The sequence below is a fragment of the Arcanobacterium phocae genome (assembly GCF_900105865.1).
Lineage (GTDB): Bacteria > Actinomycetota > Actinomycetes > Actinomycetales > Actinomycetaceae > Arcanobacterium > Arcanobacterium phocae.
Genome location: NZ_LT629804.1, coordinates 1753904 through 1777041, shown reverse-complemented (window position 1 = coordinate 1777041; position 23138 = coordinate 1753904). Strand labels below are relative to the sequence as shown.

At 50.1% G+C, this 23138-nt stretch carries 23 protein-coding genes; 18 read left to right on the top strand and 5 right to left on the bottom strand.

The genetic code is table 11. The features are described from left to right. The first annotated feature begins 15 nt into the window (after positions 1 to 15). The 8 genes from pgsA to miaA all read left to right on the top strand — a co-directional run bounded on the left by pgsA (position 16) and on the right by miaA (position 6373). Entirely contained in the window at positions 16 to 621 is a 606-nt protein-coding gene (pgsA, locus tag BLT51_RS07995) for a CDP-diacylglycerol--glycerol-3-phosphate 3-phosphatidyltransferase (protein ID WP_231943936.1), read from the top strand. Then, positions 618 to 1106, top strand: a complete 489-nt coding sequence (locus BLT51_RS07990; RefSeq protein WP_091281990.1) for a CinA family protein — start codon at positions 618 to 620, stop codon at positions 1104 to 1106. Before pgsA ends, BLT51_RS07990 begins: the two co-directional genes overlap by 4 nt. A gap of 126 nt (positions 1107 to 1232) precedes the next feature. Beyond that, positions 1233 to 1592, top strand: a complete 360-nt coding sequence (locus BLT51_RS07985) for a helix-turn-helix domain-containing protein (protein WP_091281988.1) — start codon at positions 1233 to 1235, stop codon at positions 1590 to 1592. Between the two features lie 2 nt (positions 1593 to 1594). Further along, on the top strand, positions 1595 to 1822 hold the full coding sequence (locus BLT51_RS07980; protein WP_091281984.1) for a DUF3046 domain-containing protein: 228 nt from the start codon (positions 1595 to 1597) through the stop codon (positions 1820 to 1822). Positions 1823 to 2094: 272 nt separating this feature from the next. Continuing rightward, a complete protein-coding gene (recA, locus tag BLT51_RS07975) occupies positions 2095 to 3141 on the top strand; it encodes a recombinase RecA (protein WP_091281982.1) in 1047 nt (348 codons plus the stop codon). Positions 3142 to 3196: 55 nt separating this feature from the next. Then, the gene (locus tag BLT51_RS07970) at positions 3197 to 3790 is read left to right on the top strand and encodes a regulatory protein RecX (RefSeq protein ID WP_091281979.1); all 594 of its coding nucleotides are present in this window, start codon (positions 3197 to 3199) and stop codon (positions 3788 to 3790) included. A gap of 91 nt (positions 3791 to 3881) precedes the next feature. Then, positions 3882 to 5426, top strand: a complete 1545-nt coding sequence (gene miaB / locus BLT51_RS07965; RefSeq protein WP_091281976.1) for a tRNA (N6-isopentenyl adenosine(37)-C2)-methylthiotransferase MiaB — start codon at positions 3882 to 3884, stop codon at positions 5424 to 5426. A 5-nt stretch (positions 5427 to 5431) separates the two neighbouring features. Continuing rightward, positions 5432 to 6373, top strand: coding sequence for a tRNA (adenosine(37)-N6)-dimethylallyltransferase MiaA (gene miaA, locus BLT51_RS07960; protein WP_091281973.1), 942 nt, complete (start codon positions 5432 to 5434; stop codon positions 6371 to 6373). On the opposite strand, the gene BLT51_RS07955 is transcribed toward miaA, so the two are convergent. After that, the gene (locus tag BLT51_RS07955) at positions 6345 to 6977 is read right to left on the bottom strand and encodes a class I SAM-dependent methyltransferase (protein ID WP_091281970.1); all 633 of its coding nucleotides are present in this window, start codon (positions 6975 to 6977) and stop codon (positions 6345 to 6347) included. The genes miaA and BLT51_RS07955 overlap by 29 nt on opposite strands. Positions 6978 to 7131: 154 nt before the next feature. On the opposite strand from BLT51_RS07955, the gene hflX reads away from it, so the two are divergent. Together hflX and BLT51_RS07945 are read left to right on the top strand one after the other, a co-directional pair. Further along, positions 7132 to 8583, top strand: coding sequence for a GTPase HflX (gene hflX, locus BLT51_RS07950; protein WP_091281967.1), 1452 nt, complete (start codon positions 7132 to 7134; stop codon positions 8581 to 8583). Then, the gene (locus BLT51_RS07945) at positions 8576 to 10510 is read left to right on the top strand and encodes an ATP-dependent DNA helicase (RefSeq protein WP_091281964.1); all 1935 of its coding nucleotides are present in this window, start codon (positions 8576 to 8578) and stop codon (positions 10508 to 10510) included. Before hflX ends, BLT51_RS07945 begins: the two co-directional genes overlap by 8 nt. Positions 10511 to 10534: 24 nt before the next feature. Here the strand turns inward: BLT51_RS07945 and lexA are convergent, their stop codons facing one another. Then, entirely contained in the window at positions 10535 to 11236 is a 702-nt protein-coding gene (lexA, locus tag BLT51_RS07940; protein ID WP_091281961.1) for a transcriptional repressor LexA, read from the bottom strand. A gap of 255 nt (positions 11237 to 11491) precedes the next feature. On the opposite strand from lexA, the gene BLT51_RS07935 reads away from it, so the two are divergent. Together BLT51_RS07935 and nrdR are read left to right on the top strand one after the other, a co-directional pair. Then, on the top strand, positions 11492 to 12118 hold the full coding sequence (locus tag BLT51_RS07935; RefSeq protein WP_091281958.1) for a LysM peptidoglycan-binding domain-containing protein: 627 nt from the start codon (positions 11492 to 11494) through the stop codon (positions 12116 to 12118). A gap of 54 nt (positions 12119 to 12172) precedes the next feature. Then, the gene (gene nrdR, locus BLT51_RS07930; RefSeq protein ID WP_091281955.1) at positions 12173 to 12625 is read left to right on the top strand and encodes a transcriptional regulator NrdR; all 453 of its coding nucleotides are present in this window, start codon (positions 12173 to 12175) and stop codon (positions 12623 to 12625) included. Positions 12626 to 12725: 100 nt separating this feature from the next. On the opposite strand, the gene BLT51_RS07925 is transcribed toward nrdR, so the two are convergent. Further along, on the bottom strand, positions 12726 to 14804 hold the full coding sequence (locus BLT51_RS07925; protein WP_091281953.1) for an AMP-binding protein: 2079 nt from the start codon (positions 14802 to 14804) through the stop codon (positions 12726 to 12728). Positions 14805 to 14901: 97 nt separating this feature from the next. Beyond that, positions 14902 to 17148 carry a HelD family protein gene (locus BLT51_RS07920; protein ID WP_091281950.1) on the bottom strand — a complete coding sequence of 749 codons (2247 nt, stop codon included), beginning with the start codon at positions 17146 to 17148 and terminating at the stop codon, positions 14902 to 14904. A 170-nt stretch (positions 17149 to 17318) separates the two neighbouring features. Here BLT51_RS07920 and BLT51_RS07915 point away from each other — a divergent pair, with 170 nt between their 5' ends. After that, on the top strand, positions 17319 to 18332 hold the full coding sequence (locus BLT51_RS07915) for a PAC2 family protein (protein ID WP_091281949.1): 1014 nt from the start codon (positions 17319 to 17321) through the stop codon (positions 18330 to 18332). Here the strand turns inward: BLT51_RS07915 and BLT51_RS07910 are convergent. Further along, positions 18329 to 19138: a spermidine synthase gene (locus tag BLT51_RS07910; protein ID WP_091281945.1), complete on the bottom strand. Its 810-nt coding sequence runs from the start codon at positions 19136 to 19138 to the stop codon at positions 18329 to 18331. The genes BLT51_RS07915 and BLT51_RS07910 overlap by 4 nt on opposite strands. 64 nt (positions 19139 to 19202) lie before the next feature. On the opposite strand from BLT51_RS07910, the gene dinB reads away from it, so the two are divergent. The 5 genes from dinB to BLT51_RS07885 all read left to right on the top strand — a co-directional run bounded on the left by dinB (position 19203) and on the right by BLT51_RS07885 (position 23131). Continuing rightward, positions 19203 to 20435: a DNA polymerase IV gene (dinB, locus tag BLT51_RS07905; protein ID WP_091281942.1), complete on the top strand. Its 1233-nt coding sequence runs from the start codon at positions 19203 to 19205 to the stop codon at positions 20433 to 20435. Positions 20436 to 20491: 56 nt separating this feature from the next. Further along, a complete protein-coding gene (locus BLT51_RS07900; RefSeq protein WP_091281941.1) occupies positions 20492 to 20878 on the top strand; it encodes a DUF3040 domain-containing protein in 387 nt (128 codons plus the stop codon). Between the two features lie 308 nt (positions 20879 to 21186). Then, entirely contained in the window at positions 21187 to 21618 is a 432-nt protein-coding gene (gene mraZ / locus BLT51_RS07895; RefSeq protein WP_091282699.1) for a division/cell wall cluster transcriptional repressor MraZ, read from the top strand. A gap of 107 nt (positions 21619 to 21725) precedes the next feature. Then, a complete protein-coding gene (rsmH, locus tag BLT51_RS07890; RefSeq protein ID WP_091281938.1) occupies positions 21726 to 22736 on the top strand; it encodes a 16S rRNA (cytosine(1402)-N(4))-methyltransferase RsmH in 1011 nt (336 codons plus the stop codon). Then, positions 22733 to 23131 carry a hypothetical protein gene (locus tag BLT51_RS07885; RefSeq protein ID WP_091281936.1) on the top strand — a complete coding sequence of 133 codons (399 nt, stop codon included), beginning with the start codon at positions 22733 to 22735 and terminating at the stop codon, positions 23129 to 23131. Before rsmH ends, BLT51_RS07885 begins: the two co-directional genes overlap by 4 nt. The last annotated feature ends 7 nt before the right edge of the window (positions 23132 to 23138 follow it).

The window sequence follows — 23138 nt, the reverse complement described above, 5'->3', positions numbered from 1 at the left end:
CTTTATGATATAAGGGTGAAGGAACAGCGCGTATCAAATTTCAATGTAGCTAATGTGTTGACCGTTATGCGGTTAATCCTCGTACCAGTGTTCATTGTGTCGTTTTTAGAAGTGTCTGATGGGCGTCTCTGGCTAGCATGGGGAGTATTTGCCGTCGCTGCTAGTACCGATAAGTTGGATGGGCATTATGCGCGCAAGTATGGGTTGGTTACTGACTTCGGTAAACTTGCAGATTCAATTGCTGACAAAGCATTAATTATTTCAGGGTTGATACTCCTGTCATGGCATGGCTATCTATGGTGGTGGATGACCATCGTATTCATTGTCCGTGAATTGGGAATTACGCTAATGCGTATGTTCATGGTAAAGAAAAAGGTGATGGCAGCGGGGCTGGGGGGAAAAATTAAGATGGTCGCCCAGTCGTTCGGTATAGCTGGTCTTATCCTGCCGTGGCATACATTCTTACCAGAGTGGCTGACAGAAGTTCTTATCGGTGCTTCTTATGGGCTAATGGGAATTGCATTGGTCTTTGCTGTCAGTAGTGCGGTTGAGTACATTATTGAGGCTCGCAAAATTAACCATGAACCGGAAATATCTACCGACCATCGGACCCATCTATGAAAAAGGAGCTTAATGAGCTTGGTACCCAGGTGCTCGAGCTTTGCAGCTCGCGTCGGTTAACTCTCGCTGTTGCCGAGTCGCTTACTGGTGGAGCAGTTGCTAATTCGATCGTAAGTATCCCGGGTGCGTCTGCTGTTTTTCGGGGAGGTGCGGTAACTTACGCTACTGACAGCAAGTCTAGTGTTTTAGGGGTAAGTAAGGAACGCTTGGCATTAACAGGACCGGTTGATGAATTGGTCGCGCGTCAAATGGCTTCGGGTGTTGGTCAGTTATTCGACTCTGATATTGCGGTCGCAACGACTGGCGTGGCGGGGCCAGGTCCAGCTGACGGGCATGAGGCAGGCACGGTTTGGATTGGAGTGTGGAGTAAATCTGCGGGTTCCTTGGCGTTTTCTTATCAGTTCGATGGTGACCGAGATTATGTGAGGTATCGAACAGTGGAAGCTGCTTTGCGCTGTATTTTGTTGAATTTTCAAAGTAACTGAGGTGTTCCGCAGAGTAATTTCAGTGAATTCACAGATTAACTTGGGAAGATATTTGCATCAAGACGCGTTGAGCTAATTGATGAAAGCTAAAGCCGGGAGCTAAATAACTTGGCAAGAAGAGGTTGAATGAAGATGACTATGAATGACATGGCCCGCGAAACAGTCCTATTCCGTCGTGAACTAGGTGAAGTGCTTCGTGAGTATCGTCAACGGCAGGGGCGTACTCTCCGCGAAGTCTCATCTGATGCTCGAGTTTCACTTGGATATCTTTCTGAAGTTGAGCGCGGACAGAAAGAAGCCTCATCTGAGTTGCTACACTCTATTTCTGTCGCACTTAATGTTCCAATGAGTCATATCTTACGTCTCGTCGCTGATCGTATTGATATAGCTGAAGGACGTATTCCGCCAATGATGCGTAAACCGCGAATTCCAGATTCTGTCCCAGAATCACTCGTTCGTGCAGAGCTTGCTGCTATGCGTGGCTAGCAATGAAACATACCGAGTTTTGGCAATGCGTTGAGCGTGCTTTTCCGGAGGGATTAGGGCGCGGGTTGGTAATGGACTTAGTCCTGCCGGAACTTGGGTCAGTAACTGCAGAGCAAGCATTGAAGGATCGGGTTGATCCACAAGTTGTATGGACTGCACTTCGTCGTGCAATGGATCTTCCGGAGCGTTATGACTACCTACACAAAATTAACCCTCGGGATATAACCTAAAGGGGGACGGCGGGAGGCACTGGCCTCCCGCCGTCTTATGTGTAAAGCGCGCATGATTTAGGATGCGGTGTGTCGACTAGAATTCGAACATCTGTTCGGTTAGAGTTTTCCACGGGACACGAAGCTTATTTTTCTATCCACAATGTTGAAAGTGACTTCGTTTTATGTCGGAGGTCGGTCATAAGCTGTTCCCATGAGGTGCTCGGAGAGAGATCTTCATGCTAGAGACCTGTTCTGTTCAAGAATTACGATCACGAATATGAGGAGCTGCCATGGCTGCTAAAGATAAAAATGCGCGTACAAAAGCGCTAGAAACGGCACTGGGACAAATTGATCGCCAGTTCGGCAAAGGATCTGCCATGCGGTTGGGAGATGCTCCACCGCAGCGTGTTGCGGTCATTCCTACCGGCTCACTCGCATTAGATGTTGCCCTCGGTATTGGTGGTCTGCCTCGGGGGCGCGTGGTTGAAATTTATGGTCCAGAATCATCGGGAAAAACCACGGTCGCGTTACATGCTGTAGCGAATGCTCAAAAGCTCGGCGGAATTGCCGCGTTTGTTGATGCGGAGCATGCATTAGATCCAGAGTATGCGCGCAAGCTTGGCGTTGATACGGATGCATTGATTGTCTCTCAGCCAGACACTGGCGAACAGGCGCTCGAAATTGCCGATATGCTGATTCGCTCTGGCGCACTTGATATTATCGTTATTGATTCCGTTGCGGCTCTCGTGCCGAAAGCAGAAATTGAAGGTGAAATGGGCGACTCTCACGTTGGCCTTCAAGCACGATTGATGTCTCAAGCCCTTCGTAAGCTTACTGGAGCACTCTCAGCTGCTGGAACCACTGCGATTTTTATCAATCAGCTGCGTGAAAAAATCGGCGTCTTTTACGGTAATCCAGAAACTACTACTGGAGGCAAGGCGCTCAAGTTTTATGCGTCAGTTCGTCTTGATGTACGGCGCATTGAAACCCTTAAAGAGGGCTCTAACCCAATTGGAAATAGAACACGCGTTAAAGTTGTCAAGAATAAGATGGCTCCGCCATTTAAACAAGCTGAGTTCGATATTCTCTATGGTAAGGGCATATCTACTGAAAGTGGCATCATTGATCTAGCTGTCGATATGGGAATCGTCCGGCGGTCCGGTTCATGGTACACCTATGAAGGAGACCAGCTAGGACAAGGAAAAGAAAAAGCTCGTCAGTTCCTGCAGGATAATCCAGAGATCTCAGAGGAGATCGAACGTAAAGTTCTCGCCTCTATTGGTATTAACAAAGATGGGACCCCCATTGAAGAACTTGAGGAAGCTCAGGAACTCTAGCGCGTGAGCGGGGTGGTTAGGCATAGCTTGATCACCCTGCACGGTATGTATTTTTATGGTTAATTACGCAGAAGACGCAGACGAAAGCATTCGTAGGAGAAAATATAGATCTGCCGCGGAAATTGCTCAGCGTAAACAAGAGCGGGCGGCAAGACGTAGCGAGGAAGAGTGGATCCAATATGCGAGAGACCTGTGCTATCGCCAATTGGGAATGATGGAACGATCCGTTTTTCAACTGCGACAATCAATGGAGCGTAATCTTGTTCCGCAGAACATTATTGACCAGACCATACAATCGTTTTGTGAAGCAGGCTTAGTCGATGATGAGCGGTTCGCATCAATGTACGTTAGATCAAAATTTGCCGAAAAAACTATTTCGCGTCGTGGTCTACAGCAAGAACTGGTCCGCAAGGGCATCGCGCAAGAGATAATCAGCAGAGCTGTTAAACAAATTGACAGTGAGGCAGAACGCGATGCGGCGCTCGATTTTGCGTGCCGGCGAATCAGGTCAATGGCATCGTTAGAACCGCTAGTCATTCGGCGACGATTGTATGGTGCGCTTGCCCGGCGAGGCTTTTCGCCGGATCATGTTAGGTATGCCGTGGAGTCCGCGCTCGATTCTATCGATTCGGATTCGGCTAACTATTGATGCGTCTAATATCGCATTCGCTTGAGGTGCTTGCGTGTGTACCTTCTACTAAACTGACCGGTTGTAGGGCAGACAGACAGATAGGGCAGAAATGAACGAAATCCTGGATCCAACTGATGTGAAAACCTATGCTGTGCGTACCCTGGGGTGCCAGATGAACGTTCATGACTCAGAGCGGATGGCTGGCTTGTTAGACCAGGCTGGAATTGTTCCTGTTGAACTTGTTCCCGAAAAAGCCGCTCGTGCGACTGAAGCCGGTGATCAGGGCGCCGATATTCTCGTGATTAACACCTGCTCAGTTCGCGAAAATGCTGCCAATAAATTATTTGGGCAGCTTGGGCAGCTCAAATCTGTGAAAGATGCTCGTCCTGATATGCAAATTGCTGTTGGAGGTTGCCTTGCACAGCAGTTGCGAGACGGTATCATCAAGCGAGCTCCGTGGGTAGATGTTGTCCTAGGAACACACAATCTTGATGTCCTTCCAACTTTATTAGAACGTGCACGGCATAATAAAAAAGCTGCAGTTGAAATTGAAGAGTCCCTCAAGGTTTTCCCTTCGACTCTTCCGGCGCACCGAGAATCGGCCTATGCTGCGTGGGTTTCTATCGCCGTGGGCTGTAACAATACCTGTACTTTTTGCATCGTTCCGCATTTACGTGGAAAAGAACGCGATCGCAGGCCAGGAGAAATTTTAGCCGAAATAGAAGCAGTCGTTGCTCAGGGAGCAATTGAAGTTACGCTGTTGGGACAGAATGTCAATTCATACGGCGTTGGTTTTGGGGATCGTGGCGCATTTGCTAAACTGCTTCGCTCATGTGGCGATATCGAAGGTCTGGAGCGTGTTCGCTTTACCTCACCTCATCCGGCTGCCTTCACTGATGATGTTATCGATGCAATGGCAGAAACTCCTAATGTTATGCCATCGCTACATATGCCGTTGCAGTCCGGATCTGATCGCGTTTTGCGTGCGATGCGACGCTCATATCGTTCAGCGAAATTCCTAGGGATCCTAGATCGAGTTCGGGAGCAAATCCCGCACGCGGCAATCACCACCGATATTATTGTCGGTTTCCCTGGCGAAACCGAGGAAGACTTCCAGCAGACCCTTGATATAGTGGAACAATCGCGTTTCTCTTCGGCGTTCACATTCTTATACTCGCCTCGTCCAGGAACTCCGGCAGCGGATATGGACAATCAGGTTCCAGCCGAGGTTGCTTCGGAACGATATCAACGCCTCCTTGCACTACAACAACGTATCACTTTAGAAGAAAACGAAAAATTAGTCGGCCAGCGCGTTGATGTTTTAGTCTCCCACGATGGAGGACGTAAGGACACTCAGACTGCTCGAATTACCGGACGTGCAGCTGATAACCGGCTCGTGCATATCGGGCTACCCGATCACAGTACTCACAATATTCGCCCGGGGGACATGGTCTCTGCAGTCGTGACACACGCTGCTCCATCGCATTTGGTGGCTGATTCTGCTCTTAGTGGTGGTCTTTTTGAGGTGCGCCCCACTCGTGCCGGTGACGCATATGAAGCAAGCGAACGGCGCAAAGCACACCTTGCTGAAGAAGCTGCGGGGCGTGCTCCAGTCTCACTTGGTATTCCGAGCATTCCGGTACGGAAGAAATAGCCAGTATGGTGTTGCCAGTCATAGCTGTCGTCGGGCCAACTGCGTCCGGAAAAACAGCTCTATCTATCCGTCTAGCCCAGTTTCTTGGCGGACCTGATCGGGTAGAAATTATCTCGGCAGATGCCATGCAATTATATCGTGGCATGGATATCGGCACTGCGAAAGCTACCCTAGAAGAGCGCCAAGGAATTGTCCATCACCAACTAGATGTTCTTGATGTCTCGCAAGCTGCTTCGGTTGCTGCCTACCAACAATATGCCCGAGAAGATATAGCAACAATCCATCAAGCCGGTCGTATTCCTATCGTTGTTGGTGGTTCTGGGCTATATGTTAGTGCCCTCCTTGATGAGCTTGATTTTCCAGGTACTGATCCCCAGATTCGTGCAGAGCTAGAAGATAAGTGGAAACATGATAACGGTGCGTCGCTTATTGCAGAGCTACAAGAAAAAGATCCGCTCACTGCACAGACAATCAATCTTTTAAATCCGCGCAGAGTTATTCGTGCGCTAGAGGTAGTTCGGCTTACCGGGCAGTCGTACACGCCGGTGTTTCCTCGGCATACCAGCCACTATGAAGAAACTATTCATATCGGCGTCAGACGAGATAAAACAGAGTTAGAACAGGCCATTAGCTCACGTGCTCAAATGATGTTTGACTGTGGATTAATAGCAGAAACTGAACAACTATTAAAAAACGGCCTGCGGGGAAGCCCGACCGCTCATAAAGCAACTGGGTATGCCGAGGCGATCAGCGTGATTGATCAACAGATGGATATTCCGCAAGCAGTGGAATCAGTGGCTTTCCATACTCGCCGGCTGGCGAAGAAACAGCGCACTTGGTTCCGGCGAGATCCGCGTATTAGCTGGGTTGACGTTGCTGAGAACAACGTTGAAGTTGCAGCCGATCAAGCTCTGCGACTTATCTCCGACGCGAGTGAAGAACTCTAAAGCCCTTTGCTGAACCAATCTTTTCAGTCGGGAAACCGGAATTATTGAGCCACTTGGCTAGAGAATCTGCGCCCAAGTTCTTCTGAACAACCCAGAATGCCTCCCCGGTAGGAGACAGCAAGCCCATCCAAGTCGCTAGCAACTCATGCAGGGCGTCTTTGCCAATGCGGATTGGTGGATTAGACCAGATAAGGTCGATACCTTTGTGCTGTCCTGCCGCAATTTCGCTCGTGAGCCGGGAAATCATATCGGGTGCTAGACCAACCTCAACGTTCGTAAAACCTGCGTCTACAACATTGCGTGAAGCCAAATCAAGAGCCCGTTCGTTGACATCACTAGCTAAAATTCTGGTCTGTGGATACGTGTGGGCCAGCGCCAAGGTAATGGGGCCCCATCCACAACCTACATCGGCAACCAGTGCGTCGTCGGGAAGGTCAAAAATCGGGACCTTATGCAGTAGTACGGCAGTGCCTTTATCTAGCCCTGAAGGCGAAAAAACTCCGGCATCAGTGGTGACTGTCCATTGCTGCCCTAGCGCTGAATATGTGCGTTTAGTGGGAGCTGAGGCCACGTGCGGAGAATCAGAAAAATAATGGTCATTCACCTACACAACGATACGTGGCACATGTGTGAATGTCCACGTTGGGCAAGGGGGAAAAGAAGTGAGATAATAGAGACCTAACTATAGTCATAAGGAGAACCCTATTTCTGCTAACAAGCCGTCACGTCCAGTTGGTTCTGACCAGCACGATGATCCAATGAAAAAGCACGTTGATCTATCCTCATACGAGGGGACTGCGTTACAAGAGAATCCAGCTTACGAAGGGCAGTGGGCTGGCGAGTCTCTAGATCGAGAAGAGCGCTCTTCACTGAAACGAGTATCAAGCCTCGCAACTCATGTGGACGATAAGGTTGATGTTGAGTACCGTCAGCTGAGGCTAGAACGTGTTGTGCTTGTTGGCTTATGGCAAGAAGGACCATACGCGGGAGCACAAGATTCGTTGCGCGAGCTCGCTGCATTGGCCGAGACAGCTGGTTCTACCGTTCTCGATGGACTTATTCAACGCCGCCAGTTGCCTGATCCAGCAACCTATCTCGGCTCAGGTAAAGCGAAGGAGCTTGCCGAGATTGTGCAAGTCCATGAAGCAGACACGGTGATTGTTGATTCTGAACTGGCTCCATCCCAGCGCCGTGCGCTAGAAGATGTCGTCAACGTGAAAGTTATTGACCGGACCGCGTTGATCCTTGATATTTTTGCTCAGCATGCCAAGTCTAAAGAGGGCAAGGCGCAAGTTGAGCTTGCCCAACTAGAATACTTGCTACCTCGATTGCGTGGTTGGGGCGATTCGATGTCTCGGCAGGCAGGTGGTCGAGTTGCTGGTGGCGCTGGTATTGGTTCACGTGGTCCTGGCGAAACCCAGCTCGAACTTGACCGCCGTCGTATTCGTACCCGAATGGCGAAGCTTCGAGCAGATATTAAGGCGATGAAGCCGGCACGAGTGACTCGCCGGGCATCTCGAACAAAAAATGCAGTGCCAGCTGTCGTCGTCGTCGGGTACACCAACGCAGGGAAGTCGTCCCTACTTAACACGTTAACCGGTGCGGGCGTGCTTGTCGAGAACGCACTCTTTGCAACACTCGATCCTACTGTACGGCGTACGGAAACAAAGGATGGGCGCCCGTATACGCTGACGGACACGGTAGGATTCGTGCGTAATCTTCCAACCCAATTGGTTGAGGCGTTTCGGTCTACACTGGAAGAGGTTGGTTCGGCAGATCTGCTATTACACGTCGTTGATGCCTCGCATCATGATCCTGTTGGGCAGATCCAGGCGGTGCGTAAGGTACTGGCCGATGTCCCCGGAGCGGAAAACGTTCGTGAGCTAATTGTATTGTCGAAAGCCGATCTTGCCGATCCGATCGACGTCGCTACGTTGCGTTCCCGATACCCAGAATCAGTTCTGGTCTCGGCGGTTACTGGCGAAGGTATTGACGAACTTTACGACCGCATTGACCAGTTGTTACCTCGCCCAAATATTCTGATTGACGTGACGATTCCGTTCTCACGTGGGGATATCGTTTCCCGGATTCACGACGACGGCGAGATCTTCGCCGAGTCATTTACCGCAGACGGAACCCATCTTAATGCTCATGTCACGGAGGAAATCGCTGGCATGTTAGTTGATGCGGGATTGATGCACCGTGAGTGATGTCGAACCTTTGCTGTCGCAGGTTGTTGCTTCGGTAGGCGGCACTACACGCGAAGGGCAAGTGACGATGGCGCAACGGGTGGCACAAGCTCTTGAAGACGACGATCATCTCCTCATTCAGGCAGGAACTGGAACTGGAAAATCTTTTGGATATCTTGTCCCGGTTATGTCGTGGGCTGCTACCAGCGGCAAACGGGCGATTATTTCGACGGCAACCTTGGCTTTGCAACGTCAGATTATGTTGCATGATGCGCCACGTGTCAAAGATGCTTTGCATGACGAATTGGGTCTGCACGTGGATATTGCGTTGCTCAAAGGGTGGAACAACTACGTGTGTTTACGCAAGGCTACCGGCGGTTACCCGGAAGAAGGAACGCTACTGTCACGTGCAGAGGGTGAAGTAGGAGCAACTGCGACGGGCGAGGAGATAGTCAGAGCGCGCGAATGGGCAATGAGTACAGATACTGGCGACCGTGACGATCTTGTCCCGGGAGTGTCTGATAAGGCATGGGCCCAGGTCTCCGTACCGAAACGGGAATGTATTGGAGAAAAATGTCCCGTCAGGCAGAGTTGCTTCCCTTATTTGGCTCGCGAAGCTGCAGATGACGCTCCCGTCGTCGTAACTAATCACGCCATGTTGGGAATTGCAGCAACCGGTACACCGGTTTTGCCTGAAGCTCAAGCGTTCATTATCGATGAGGCTCATGAACTTGTTGATCGAGTTACTGGTCAGCTTACTCGGGTGTTATCAAAATACGACATCACAAGTATCGCTCGACTCTTACGTAAATCTGGGCTAGGCGATTGTGATCTTGACGAATCTGCCGACGAATTATTAGGTCTTTTAGCAGATCTTCCTGAGGGACGAATCACTGCTTTTTCCCAAGATATGTTTGATGCGATTGCGCGTTTAACTGGGCGGATTCAAGAAGCTGGGGAGTACGCTACTGGCCTGTCTGGCAAGGATGAGGATCAAGCAATTGCAAAACAGATTTTGCGCTCGCGGTTGAGTGAAATGGTGGACCTGTGTGATGATCTGCTTTCTGACGCGATTGTTAACGAAACGCTTGTTGTCTGGAAGACTGAGTTTAGCGATGGCGTTGGGGTGTTGTATGCCGCGCCGCTAGAAGTTGCTGGCGCTATTGCCGATGAGTTGTTTGATAATCGAGCAACCGTTTTGACGTCGGCGACGCTGAAAATCAATGGAACGTTCGACGCCATGGCAGTGCGAACAGGGCTAGATTTTCCGAGCCAAGGGCCTTGGGAAGGTATAGACGTCGGCAGTCCGTTTACGCCAGAAAAGCAGGGCGTTCTGTATGTTGCTAAGCATTTGCCTGTTCCTGACAAGAACGGGTATGGGGACGAGTCGCTTGCAGAAATGGTAGAACTTATCCAAGCTTCGCATGGCGGTGCACTTGTTCTGTTTACCTCGCGAGCCGCCGCTGAGCGGGCTGCTGAGTATGTGCGAGATCGGGTAGATGTTTCAGTATTTGTTCAGGGCGAAGATCAGTTATCAACGTTGGTTAAAAATTTCGCGGACGATGAAGATGCGTGTTTATTTGGAACGATCTCCTTATGGCAGGGAGTCGACGTTCCGGGCAGAACTTGCCGGCTGGTGATTATCGACCGGATTCCGTTTCCTCGTCCTAACGATCCGTTAATGCAGGCGCGTTCAGAGGCTGCCAACCATAATGGTGGCAATGGTTTTATGAGCGTTATGGCGACTCAAGCAGCTTTGTTATTGGCACAGGGAGCAGGGCGCTTGTTGCGTCGAACCACTGACCGCGGTGTTGTGGCGGTTCTTGATCCGCGGCTGCGAACGGCACGGTATTCGAGTTTCCTATTGGCGTCTATGCCGAAAATGTGGCCGACGACGGATCCGTGGATTGTTCGAGAGGTTCTACAACGTCTGGCGCAAGATAGTTGACGAACAAAGCGTCTCTCAGTGGAATCAGAGTGAACGTAGAACGGTGACGATCCGCCCAATAATTTGGGCGTTATCTGCAGGAATTGGTGAGTAGTCAGGATTACGTGGAAGAAGCCACTGGTGGCCGTCGGTGCGAGATAGAACTTTCACAGTAGCTTCGCCATCGATCATTGCTGCCACGATTTCACCTTGCTCGGCATTTGGCTGGCGACGTACAACCACCCAGTCGCCGTCACAAATCGCAGCATCGATCATGGAGTCTCCACTGACTTGGAGCATGAAGAGCTCGCCGTACCCGGTTAGCTGACGGGGAAGTGGGAACGTATCCTCGATCAGTTGCTCCGCAAGAATAGGTGTTCCGGCTGCAATTCGTCCAACTAACGGAACGTTGACGAAGCTGATCGATGGTTCGGATGAAGGCTCCTCACCCTTGTTAAATGAAGCCGCAGCGTCAGGAAATGTTTCTGTACGAAACTCGCCAGTGCTGGTATCTAGCTGGCGACCAAGATCGGTGAGATCCAAAGTCCGCGATCGGTTGGGATCGTGGGAAATGATTCCGGCCTTTAGTAATGCATCAAGTTGATGTTTCACTGATGAAGGAGATTTCAGGCCGACAGCTTCGCCAATTTCTCGAACAGTCGGTGAATAGCCCTGTTGAGCTAGAAGGCTTTTGAGAGCATCAACGATGGCTAGCTGACGTTGAGTGAGTATTGGTAGCCGAGTCATTGGAGTTCTCTTTCTTGGCTTTCAGGGGACGTGGTTGAACAAACACAAAGCTAAGTCCTAACAGTGAATGATGATTCTGCTAGTGATCATCAAAGTATGTGGGAGGCTCATGTTTTGCTTATAACAAAGCCTAATGCAGATACTGCAAAGAATCAAACATTTGTTCGGACGCTATCGAACAGATGTTCTAGACAAACTGCGGTACTTGTATTACCATTAGAACAGATGTTCGAACCAGGATTATGAGGAGCTGTTATGTCGGTTGTAGATATGCGTGAATATAATGTCCGCGAAAAAGAAGCTCGTCACCGCGCAAAGCCATTATTAAAGGCAGTTCGTACACCAGTGCAGCCTATTCCCGATCGCGTGCGCACACCACGTCGCACCATTCGACCAGATCGGCCGCAAAGTAATGGCTGTGGACTTTTATATGCCGTTCTTTCGGCTCAGACGCCTGCATATATTTCGGACGGAGACACGCAGTGGGTAGTGGCTAACCGCGCTCACGCGCTAGATGAAACTGGAAGGCATGTTGCTCGTATAAGTTCTTTGGAGATGGATTCGCTGTCTTTCCAGATGCAATCAGGTTATGAGCAATTGCGAGAGATGATCGTAAGTCTTCAGCTACGCAAAGTTTTTCAATTCATTGGGCTTATGGCTATGTCTGTGGTGGCGGGTCTTGCCGTTGTTGGGATTTTTGATTTAGCTCCTGATAGCGGACAAATTCGTGTTGTTCAGCCGGGGGAGACTGTAGCTTCTATCGCTTCTAGCCTCGACGCGCCGGTGGATCCATCGCAGATCATTGCTGATATTTATGCTCTTAATGCCTTAGACGGGGGTTTAATTCAGCCTGGCCAGGAACTAGTTTTGCCACAATATTAATTTATGTGAATTGTTTGATATGTAAAATGTGTCATGACGCGCTATTGTTGGAACATGCATTGTCCTTTCTGTCGCTACGCGGATTCGCGTGTTATTGATACTCGTACATCAGATGACGGTACAGTTATTCGTCGCCGTCGTGAATGCCCGCAGTGCAAACGGCGTTTTTCTACATCTGAAACCGCTACGCTTATGGTTATTAAGCGGTCGGGCACGTCAGAGGCATTTTCGCGGGAAAAAATTATTGCTGGCGTGGGCAAGGCATGCCAAGGTCGTCCAGTAACTGATGATCAACTTGCTGTTTTAGCACAGCAAGTTGAAGAGAGTATTCGTGCTCAGGGTCTTGCGCAGATCCATGCTCACGATATCGGCCGTGAGATCCTTAATCCACTCCGGCACCTTGATCAGATCGCGTACTTGAGGTTTGCCTCTGTTTATTCGAGCTTCGATACCTTGGAAGATTTTGAATCTGCTATTTCTCAGCTCCGTGCCGAAGAAGCGCAATGATATAAGTAGCTTATAGTTCCCGTGTCCGAACACGATTAAAAAATGTGGGTGTAGCAACGTTATCGCTACACCCACATTTTCATAGGAGGTCTAATGATAGTTAATCATTGTGTTGTTCTGGATCTACCTTGTTGCCTGAGTGACCGTCACGTTCAGCCGATGTTTTCCCGGGATTGCCGTCCTTAGCGTTAAACAGACCTTGGCGATATTGTGACAACCACGCGGTGAAATTCTCCAGTGATAATCCTGTTTGACGTGCAGTCGAGTCGAGTTCTGCTTTGAGCTTCGTTTTGTCAGAGGTATTTTGTACCAGCTCCGTGAACTTGGCTCGGACCATATCGAACTTATCTGAATTCTGCTCTGTCCAATCTTTCCAATCCTCTTTGGACGCCTGGGCTTTCTCGCGGATACTGGACCAGTACTCGTCAACCAACGATGATGCTGATGCTGATGCGTCTGATAGCTTCTCTCGCCACTGTCCCGAATTAAGCTCAAATGATGCAAGCTTCTCACGAACCGCACGACGCATTACCTTCCCGATTTGCGAACGCGGAAGTTCGTCCAAAATAGCAATCGATTTCGGCATGGCATAATGTGACAGCTTATCCTCTGTCCACTGCCGCACTGCTTCGAGATCTACTTTTGAGCCTGGCTCAAGTACCAGAGCAGCAACAACTGATTCGGACAGAGAATCCGTTGGCATACCTACTACTGCGACATCTACAACACCTGGCATCTGCCGTACTGCATCTTCAACCTGCGAAGGGTACACATTGAATCCGCCATTGATGATCATCTCTTTACGGCGGTCAGCCATCACGATGAACCCATCGTCCCACCGTCCCAGATCTCCTGTGCGTAGCCAGCCGCCGTCTAGGAAAGCATGCGCTGTTTCTTCGTCATTGCCTAAATAACCTTGGAAAATCTGTGGCCCACGTGCGCAAATTTCTCCTACCTCATTTTCTTCGGTGATCTCACGGGTAGGATCTTCGGGATCTACAATTTTAATCTCTGTGGATGGGAATGGAATGCCGAGAGTTGAAGGACGACGCGTGGGAGATATTGGAGAAGCGGCAATAACAGGTGATGCTTCGCTCATGCCGTAGCCTTCGATAAGATACCCGCCCGTCGCTTTTTCCCAACGTGTTGCTAGAGCAGGATCTAGAGCCATAGCACCAGAGACACAATACCGAATCGTAGACAGATCGGCTTTCTTCCCTGCGTCCAGTGCGTCAAGAATACGTTTATACATTGGCGGAACGCCTGCAAAAAATGTAATCGGATGACGTGAATGGCCCGCGAGCAGAATGTCGACGTCGAACGAAGGCGTCATGACGATAGTAGCTGCAGAATTAACACACACACTCAACGAAAGCTGAAGCCCGAAAGCATGGAAGAACGGCAGCACAGCACCAACTGTTTCGCGACCGCGGGTAAAAGTGACTAGCCACTCTTCGTTTTGCTTCGCGTTTGCAACAATATTGCGGTGGGACAGTTTGACCGCTTTAGGAGTGCCAGTTGTTCCGCCAGTTTGTAGCAGAACTGCGATGGCATCTGGAGAGACGTTGGAAGCCTGGGAAATATTTGATGGGTCTGCATACTTGACTTGGTTATCCCACGAATGCACTCCTGATGGCACTTTGCCGCGAAGCTTCGCTCGCTGTTCGCGAGCTGCCTTAATCGGTAGTTTGAGTAGGAGCTGGGATTTTGTTGGCAATGCCTTCACAAGATTGACTGATAAATAGGTGCGATCATGGAAATCTCCATCGCGCAACAGTTTTTCGATTGTTTGTTCCCACGCGATAACAACGGTGGAACCAACTAGGTCCAGCTGTGCATTCAACTGGGCAATCGGAGCTAGTGGGTTCAGCTCAGCAACCGTAGCACCCAACGCGATGACCGCATAAAATGCTGCGAAATGCTGTGGACAGTTAGGTAGCATCAGGGATACGACATCGCCTTCGCGGACTCCGCACATTTTCAGCACAGTGATAGAGCGTTCTACATCGTGAGCTATATCCTCATAGGTCCACTCACGTCCTAAAAAGTCAATAGCGACTCGCTTAGGGAAATCTGCGACGGCATCGACGAGCAAACGCTCCACGGTAATGTCTGGGATCTCGACAGTGGGGCTGACCCCTGCAGGGTAGTGCTGATGAGCACGTTGCATATTATTCATATCCGATCTCCTTCAGAAGTCCGAGTGGATAACGTGGTAGTTACAATTGTAAACCTACCAGACCGTAAGTTATGTGGGAAGCTGAAATTTGGGCGTGTTATTTCAACGTGTTCGGGAGATCATCGTGGGAGACAACCGCAAGCCGTCGAGTTGCCCTTGTCATGGCAACGTAGAGATCGCCAGGCCCTTCTCCTGCAATATCCAATGGATTGACGACGATTACCGTATCGAATTCGAGGCCTTTGGACTCACGAGCACTCAACACATGAATGCGTTGTGCTACATCGGCACCTGTTTTGTCGATACTCCACTGGGCTAGGCTCTCGTTGCTGAATATAGCCTGCTGAGTTTCAGCTAGGAGAGCCGTTGGTGCGATTATCGCCAATGTTCCATGGTTCTGCCCGTATTGTTGATCGAGTAATTCTGATTCGGCTGTGACTCGGTGTGCCAATGCGGACTGTAACTGCGATGTGTCTACGACGTCGGCCGCGTAGGTATCGGGGAGATCCCGCACTGCCTGAACGGGGCGAACTGGGTGACCAATATAAGCCATCATGTCAGTGGCACGCTCCAGTAAAGATGACGGAGTGCGGTAGGACATGGTGAGCTCATCGATCCGGGTAAATTCTCCGAGCGCTCCCAACGCCTGTTTCCACCCGCCACTTGGTGCACCTTGAGGACGCTGATCAACGTCCCCGACGATAGTCATGGAACGTGACGGGTTGCGTCGCATAATCATTCGCCACTGCATGTCAGACAGTTCTTGGGCCTCATCGACGACGACGTGGCCATACGTCCATGTTCTATCGGCAGCTGCACGTTCGGCTAGAGTATCTGCCGAGGTGTCGCCGTACAAACGATCGGCAACGTCTTGAGCCTGAATAATTCCGCCGCCTAAGCCCATTGCTTTCATCGTGTCTGAAACATAAGCGTCATGGCGACGTCGTTGATTTTCCACAGCTTGTTCTTCAGCAATTTGAGCGCTGGAGGAAAATTCGCCTAAATGTTCTGCTAATTCGTCCAAAATCGGAATGTCTGCGCGAGTAAAACCGTGGGAGCGATCGCGGCGAAGCATGGTGCGCTGCTCTTCGCTGAGCTCGGGGGCAATACGTTCCAGAAGCTCAGGGAAATGATAAATACGTGCGAGGAGCGTAGGAGCTGACGTCGGAAGCCAATGTAGATTGATCTCTCGGCGGGCATCGATCGATTCAATAATATCGCCGTAAAGAAAGTCATTATGCTCGAGGTTGACATCGAGTGAATCGGCTAACTGCTGTGCTAATTGCTCAATAAGGTACTTGGCATATGTATCACGAGCTTGGTTGTGCGGTTTAGCAGTGCGTCGCGCCCGGCGTTGTGCAGTTTCGACCATACGCGGAGTTAGTCTGAGCTTCTTGCCGTTGATAGTGATCGTCGCAGTGTCTAGTCGAGGCTTCTCTACGATTAAACGGATCGCTCGTTCGGCGATTTCTACCCAACGGATGTCTCCCTTGAGCTTCGCAATTTCCGGATCCTCCTGAACTGTAGCTCGGACCTGAGGCAGGAGATCGTCAACCGTCGTCGATACGACGTTGGATTCGCCTAAGGCTGGCAAAACCTGATCGATATAGCGCAAGAAAATAGGTGAAGGACCGATAACGAGAACGCCGGAGTGAGCAAGGCGTTCACGATAGGTGTAGAGCAAATAAGCGGCCCGATGCAGAGCGACGGCTGTTTTTCCAGTACCAGGTCCGCCTTGGACAACGAGAATACCGTTAACATCAGAACGAATAATGCGATCTTGTTCTGTTTGGATAGTTGCCACGATATCGCCCATGTGGCCATCGCGTGCTTTGCTCATAGCCGCAAACAAGGCACCTTCTCCGGTGAGGTTGAGATCGGCCGAGCCGGCATCGGAATCAGTAAGCAGTTCGTCTTCAACTCCAATGACGTCACGCAACCGGCTTTGAATATGCCGACGTCGGCGAATATTTCCTGGATGGGCAGCTGTTGCTTGGTAAAAAGGTTCGGACTGCGGGGCACGCCAGTCGACAAGGATGATGTCGTCGTCGGCATTACGCAAGGTGGCGCGACCAATGTGATATATTTGTCCGTCGTTGGTATCCAAGCGACCTAAAACCAGACGATTTTCGACGTTCCGTAACCGAGTAAGATTATCTTCGTAGTGGCTTGCGAACGAATCACGTTCGGAGACCTGCCCCGGAGTTCCGCCGCCGCCTTGGGCGCGAATTCTCGTTAGCTGTGCATCGTAATAATCCACCTGAGCGTCGAGCGCATCATAAGCTTGGGAGACAAAATGTTGTTCTTCTGCAATAGCTTTATTCTGTGTGGTTTGATTTGTCACTGGGCCCCTCCGATAAAATCAAGTCACATAATTATTCCCTATTTTGCGCCAGAATGCACTATGAAAACGATCGAGTTTCAGCGACGCGAAGTTAACTTCTCATTATTCGATACAGACACTGGCGGGCAACATGATTTAAGGTAGGAGGAGAAGAATGAAGAGGAGTACTGATGCCGAATTATGTGATGTACCCAGAGAGTATGGGGGAGCTTACTGTTCCAACCCTAGTGATCGGGTTGGTCGATCATCTCGTCGATCCTGGAGCAATTAGTCAGGCAGTGCATGCGTGCATTGATTTGCTTGACTCTGTCGAGGTTTGCTCTTTCGACGCAGATCCTCTTTATGACTATCGTGCACAGCGACCAATTGTTACTTATGAGGACGGGCATTTAACGTCTAGCGCAGAACCAGGGATATCACTTGATCTAGTGACTGATGTTAATGGTCAGACATTCCTGTTTCTGCATGGTACCGAGCCTGATTTCCACTGGCCTCGGCTGGCTGAAGATGTTCTCGAAATAGTCCAGAAATTTGGGGTCAAACGGATTTTTTCGATTCACGGAATGCCTGCGCCGATTCCGCACACTCGTCCGGCAGATATGCTTATTAGAACGACGACGGAAGTTGAAAATCCGGCAGTTGTCAAAGGGCATGTGAGTCATCCTGCCTCACTAGCAGATTATCTTGAATATCAACTGGGTCAGAGTGGATACAAGGCAATCAATATTAGAGTTCGTGTCCCGTTATATATGTCTCGATCTGATATGCCGTTCTTCTCTGGAGCGCTCGCGGTAGTGCGGCAACTAGCCACTCTGGGTGGGCCAACCGTGCCGTTAGGCGATCTAGAACAACACGAAGACCACCAGGTTGCTGAGCTTGCTGGCATCATTCAGCAAGATGAACAATTCGCGGCGATGGTGTCCCAGTTCGAAGAAGAATATGATTCGTCTGACCAAGCGTTTGTGAAGCCGCATGATGAAGCAGGTCCGTTGCCAACATCGGAGGAAATCGGTGCCGCAGTTGAAAAATTCTTGGCAATGCAGAACTCGAATCCGTTGGAAGGCATTGTTCCCGTTCAAGATGCGCCTGCGAAGACTAAGGCTAAGGATCCCCAGTCGCAAGATTTTCGTACCCATTTGAAGAATTCGATTGCACAGCTGTTCAATCGAAAGCAAGAAGACTAAGGGGCCGGCCAACCGATATCGGCATCGGTGACGGCTCGTTCACCACTTGCTTGACGGACCAGAAGTTCTCCAGAAATGAGCCGAGCTGGCATAGCTAGCATTCGTAGCGCGCGATCAATATGGGAAATATTGAGCTCTTTGTGTGAAGCTAACAAGATGATGTTCCCGGAACGCCGATTTTTGAATATTGCTGGATCTGCGATGGCGCACAAGTGTGGAAACTCAGTATTGGCTGCCTGAACTTCCCGATATAAGGGCCCTAGGCCTCGTTCACCAGCGATGTTAACGCAGTAGATGCCTACGGGTTGTAGAAGCTGGGCGGCGCGGGCGTAGGCTTCTCGAGTAGTTAGGTGAGCGGGAACTTTGCCGTTGGCGAATGTATCACGCACAATCACGTGCCAGGATCCCGAATTGGTGTCCAAGGTCACGCGTGCGTCTTGAGCACGTACCCGGAGAGCGGGTGAAGCAGGTAAATCAAAATAAGATCGTGAGAGCGTAGCTAACTCTGGATCAATTTCGATTGCCAGCTGACGTGAATGCGGACGTTCGGCGTTGAAACATCGTGCCAACGCGCACCCGGCTCCGCCTAAATGAAGAATGCGTAGCGCAGTGGCTGGAGGAAACGTTGTATCGACTGCCGCTCGAATGTGTTGCATATATTCGAACTCTATGTACGTAGGGTCAGATAAATCGATCGCGCTAGATTCAGCCTCATCGATGAAGAGTGTCCGTAGCTGGTCTCTAGTTTCGATGCGAAGCTTAGACATTGACGTGTCGATAGTTTCAACTAGGGTTCTGCGTGCCATTTCTTTAGCATAACGATCGGTCCCACGCTACGCTAATGGTAACTATCGTTCCAAGGAGGAGTTCATGTCTCGGGCACCGCGTTCCGAATCGGCACGTCGATTTTGGGGTAACGACGATTCGGCAACTCCAATTCTACATATGGATATGGACGCTTTTTATGTCTCGGCAGAGCTCCTTAATCGGCCAGAATTAATAGGTCGGCCGGTAGCCGTTGGGGGACAAGAACGAGGTGTTATTTCAGCTGCTTCTTATGAAGCTCGTCGATATGGTGTCAACTCTGCAATGTCAGTGACACAAGCTAAGCGCCGGTGTCCCCAATTAGTTATTTTGCCAGCCCATCATGATCAGTATGCCGCTATTTCTAGCCGGATAATGGCGTACTTGCGTACGATAACACCATTGGTGGAACAGCTGTCAGTTGATGAAGCTTTCTTGGATGTTTCGGGAGCCCGCAAACTCTTTGGGTCACCGGTAGAAATCGGGCAGGCTATTCGGCGTTATGTTAGATCCTCCGAAGGAGTTGTGGCTTCGATTGGTATTGCGTCCACTAAGCATGTTGCCAAAGTTGCTTCAGCCCACGCAAAGCCGGATGGATTGCTGTTAGTGCCACATGACCGAACTCTCGACTTTCTACATACCTTACCCGTAGGAGCCTTATGGGGTGTGGGGGAGAAGACCCGCGAGCTATTGGCTCGTAAAGGGGTTATCAACGTAGCTGATATCGCTACGGTAGGCCAGCAGCGGTTGATTTCAATTGTTGGTCAAGCACAAGGACAGCATCTGTACCAGCTTGCGATGGGCCGTGACGATCGGGCTGTAGTCCCAGAGCACGAAGAGAAGTCGATTTCTCGTGAGCAAACTTTTTTCGAATCGCTTTTCGACACTAATGAGGCGTTGCGGGTGTTGCTTTATCAATCGCATGATGTTGCTCGTCGGCTTCGCGCTCACAATGTTTTTGCCCGAACAGTTTCCATTAAAGTGCGATATGCAGATTTTTCAACGTTGACTCGCTCGGTTACTTTGGGTGCTCCCACTCATACCGGTGCTGAGATCTATGAGGCGGCGCGGGGACTATTTATGAATCTGGTAGCGCAGAGTTTAGGGATTCGATTGCTGGGTGTGCGTGGTGGTCAGCTTTCGCGTCCGGATGATGGGGTGCAGTTAGCACTTGACGACGACGGCAGGCGTTCGCGAGCAGAAGAAGCAATGGATTTAGTAAGGCAAAAGTACGGAAATCAAGTACTCAACCAGGCGTCGTTACTCGAAAACGGCCATTCTGATCCGCTCACATCTTGACCTGAGCAGTTCTTCGGGTATTGTGAAGATATAACGTAAATAGAAGGGAACCATCTATGGCTCTGTCGGATTATGAGCGTAACATGCTAGAACAGCTTGAAGCCCAACTCAAAGGTGAAGATCCGAAGTTGGCAGAGTCGCTAGCGCCTGAAGACCCACAACAAACACGAATGGCTATGTCTGCGCGTCATCTAGTTTTAGGACTGATCGCCGCAGTGAGTGGTTTGGGAATTGTTGCCGTTGGTGTAGCTACTGAACTCATTGTTGTTGGCGTTGTGGGTGCAGTTGTTGTCTGGTTGGGACTGATGTACATCGCGCAAGGAATGTCGAAGGTGACTATCTCTGCGGACGGTGTGTCTACGCCGTCGGTAAAGCGTGCACAAAGTTTTATGGAACGCCAAAAGGCGGCGTTCGATAAGCGGCGCGATGAAGGCAGAATGTAACTCTGATCCGCTAAAACATAACTTCATAACTTAAGGCTGAAGCTTCAAGCTTCAGCCTTATTTTATTGTGACGGCGACAGTTGGTCTCCACTTCCCTCCACTGTAGGAAAAAGACGAGTCTAGGTTTACACGATCTTCTTAAGTCAATGCCTCTATACCGGACATTACGTTAAAGTGTATCAATATTCACTCCACTCTAGTTATTGTTGATTTATCAGTATTTTTTGAAAACTAATGCATGTTTGGTCAACAAAAGTGGTGGGTTTTGGGGTAAAGTGGAGGCAACGTTGTGAGGATGGGGGTGAATGATGTTTCTTGGCACGTACGAGCCTCGGCTAGATGACAAGGGACGTCTGATCCTGCCCGCCAAATTTCGTGATCAACTAGCAAACGGTTTAGTTGTCACCCGAGGTCAAGAACACTGTCTTTATGTGTTCCCATTTGCGGAGTTCGAAAACATTTTGGATCGGCTCCGTCAAGCTCCGATGACATCTAAAGAGGCACGCACATATACGCGTGTTTTCTTATCGGGCGCGAACGACCAGGTTCCTGACAAACAAGGGCGCATCACGCTTCCAGCTGCGTTACGCACGTACGCCGGACTTGATCGTGAGCTTGCGGTTATCGGTTCGGGTGATCACGTAGAGATTTGGGATGCTTCTGCATGGGAGACCTTCTTGACAACGAGTGAAGACGAATTCGCAGATCGTGAAGATGAACTGATTCCAGGCATTTTCTAGCGCGTTCTAGTGGCCTTCTTCCAACCCCCTGAGATAATTCCCCAATTTCAGGTGGTTGGCGGGGGACCAGTAGAGCGCATTGAGTGGAAAGAAAGAAGGGATGTGCTATGCCATCAACCGCAGATAACAATGCACTGCATGTCCCAGTGCTGCTCAAACCGATCGTGGATATTTTGAGTCCTGCGTTGCAGGCAGAGTCCTGCCTCATTGACTGCACGTTAGGAATGGGCGGTCATAGTGAAGCGTTCCTTCGAGCGTTTCCTCAGTTGACTGTTATCGGTATTGACCGTGACGAACAAGCCATTGAACTTGCCAGTAACCGGCTTGCACCATTTGGTACACGGTTTATTCCCGTTCACACCACGTATGACGACGTCGATAAAGTTGCGCAAACATATGGACACGACGGAAAAGTTGATGCAATTTTGATGGACCTTGGAGTGTCGTCACTCCAGCTGGATGAGACCGAACGCGGTTTTTCCTACGCGCATGATGCGCCACTAGATATGCGTATGGATACCAGCTGTGGAATAACCGCAGCACAGCTTTTGGCAACTGCGTCGCATAGTGAATTGGCACGTATTTTGCGGATATACGGCGAAGAAAAATTTGCTCCAAACATTGCGCGTGCGATAATCCGACGTCGTGAAACAGCTCCGTTAGAACGCACTAGCGAACTAGCTGATTTAGTACGAGAAACAATTCCTGCTCCAGCACGGCGCAAAGGTGGCAACCCATCTAAACGAACGTTCCAAGCATTGCGGATTGCGGTGAATAACGAACTAGACGTGCTTGAAGCTGCAGTCCCGCGCGCGATTGAGTCGCTACGAGTTGGTGGACGAATAGCTGTTGAAGCGTATCAATCGCTAGAAGATCGCATTGTCAAAGAAGCATTCAGCGTGGGATTAAAATCCACCTCACCGCCGGGGCTACCAATGGAACTAGCAGATCATGCGCCATATCTTAAAGCACTAACTCGCGGTGCACAGAAAGCCGATCGAGCCGAGCAGGAAACCAATCCGCGTTCCGCATCAGTCCGATTGCGCGCTGTTGAACGATTACGCGCAACACCAGCCCACATTGCCCAGCCCTATCGTCGTCAAGGAAGTACCTTATGAGCGCCTCAACACAAGCACGTAAGCTTAATTTTGCGCCGTCGTCCCGTCCGATTATTGAGGCACCGGGACTACGGGTTGTTCCTACTCCAGCGGCTGCTCGTGGGTTCGTTGGAACCGTCGTCGTATGTGCGGTTCTCTTTTTCGGTGCACTTGCTACAGCTTTTTACCTCAATACGCTGATGGTAGCTGGCGCGTATGAGCTAAAAGATCTTTCGATTGAACGTAATGAAGCTGCGGCCCGGGTATCAACGTTGACAAGTGAAGTTATTGAAGTGTCTTCGCCGTCGAAATTACGTCAGTCAGCTCAACTGATTGGTATGGTTCCAGCAAAATCAATGTTCTATATTGATGCAGAAACAGGAGCCATTATTGGACAACCCCAAGGTGCCAAATAGTACCTCG

What these genes read in the sequence shown, in the direction of transcription:
- BLT51_RS07990 (WP_091281990.1), top strand. Translation starts at nt 618, where the DNA reads ATGAAAAAGGAGCTTAATGAGCTTGGTACCCAGGTGCTCGAGCTTTGC.
- BLT51_RS07985 (WP_091281988.1), top strand. Translation starts at nt 1,233, where the DNA reads ATGAAGATGACTATGAATGACATGGCCCGCGAAACAGTCCTATTCCGT.
- BLT51_RS07980 (WP_091281984.1), top strand. Translation starts at nt 1,595, where the DNA reads ATGAAACATACCGAGTTTTGGCAATGCGTTGAGCGTGCTTTTCCGGAG.
- recA (WP_091281982.1), top strand. Translation starts at nt 2,095, where the DNA reads ATGGCTGCTAAAGATAAAAATGCGCGTACAAAAGCGCTAGAAACGGCA.
- BLT51_RS07970 (WP_091281979.1), top strand. Translation starts at nt 3,197, where the DNA reads ATGGTTAATTACGCAGAAGACGCAGACGAAAGCATTCGTAGGAGAAAA.
- miaB (WP_091281976.1), top strand. Translation starts at nt 3,882, where the DNA reads ATGAACGAAATCCTGGATCCAACTGATGTGAAAACCTATGCTGTGCGT.
- miaA (WP_091281973.1), top strand. Translation starts at nt 5,432, where the DNA reads ATGGTGTTGCCAGTCATAGCTGTCGTCGGGCCAACTGCGTCCGGAAAA.
- hflX (WP_091281967.1), top strand. Translation starts at nt 7,132, where the DNA reads ATGAAAAAGCACGTTGATCTATCCTCATACGAGGGGACTGCGTTACAA.
- lexA (WP_091281961.1), bottom strand. Translation starts at nt 11,236, where the DNA reads ATGACTCGGCTACCAATACTCACTCAACGTCAGCTAGCCATCGTTGAT.
- BLT51_RS07935 (WP_091281958.1), top strand. Translation starts at nt 11,492, where the DNA reads ATGTCGGTTGTAGATATGCGTGAATATAATGTCCGCGAAAAAGAAGCT.
- nrdR (WP_091281955.1), top strand. Translation starts at nt 12,173, where the DNA reads ATGCATTGTCCTTTCTGTCGCTACGCGGATTCGCGTGTTATTGATACT.
- BLT51_RS07925 (WP_091281953.1), bottom strand. Translation starts at nt 14,804, where the DNA reads ATGAATAATATGCAACGTGCTCATCAGCACTACCCTGCAGGGGTCAGC.
- BLT51_RS07915 (WP_091281949.1), top strand. Translation starts at nt 17,319, where the DNA reads ATGCCGAATTATGTGATGTACCCAGAGAGTATGGGGGAGCTTACTGTT.
- BLT51_RS07910 (WP_091281945.1), bottom strand. Translation starts at nt 19,138, where the DNA reads ATGGCACGCAGAACCCTAGTTGAAACTATCGACACGTCAATGTCTAAG.
- dinB (WP_091281942.1), top strand. Translation starts at nt 19,203, where the DNA reads ATGTCTCGGGCACCGCGTTCCGAATCGGCACGTCGATTTTGGGGTAAC.
- BLT51_RS07900 (WP_091281941.1), top strand. Translation starts at nt 20,492, where the DNA reads ATGGCTCTGTCGGATTATGAGCGTAACATGCTAGAACAGCTTGAAGCC.
- mraZ (WP_091282699.1), top strand. Translation starts at nt 21,187, where the DNA reads ATGTTTCTTGGCACGTACGAGCCTCGGCTAGATGACAAGGGACGTCTG.
- rsmH (WP_091281938.1), top strand. Translation starts at nt 21,726, where the DNA reads ATGCCATCAACCGCAGATAACAATGCACTGCATGTCCCAGTGCTGCTC.
- BLT51_RS07885 (WP_091281936.1), top strand. Translation starts at nt 22,733, where the DNA reads ATGAGCGCCTCAACACAAGCACGTAAGCTTAATTTTGCGCCGTCGTCC.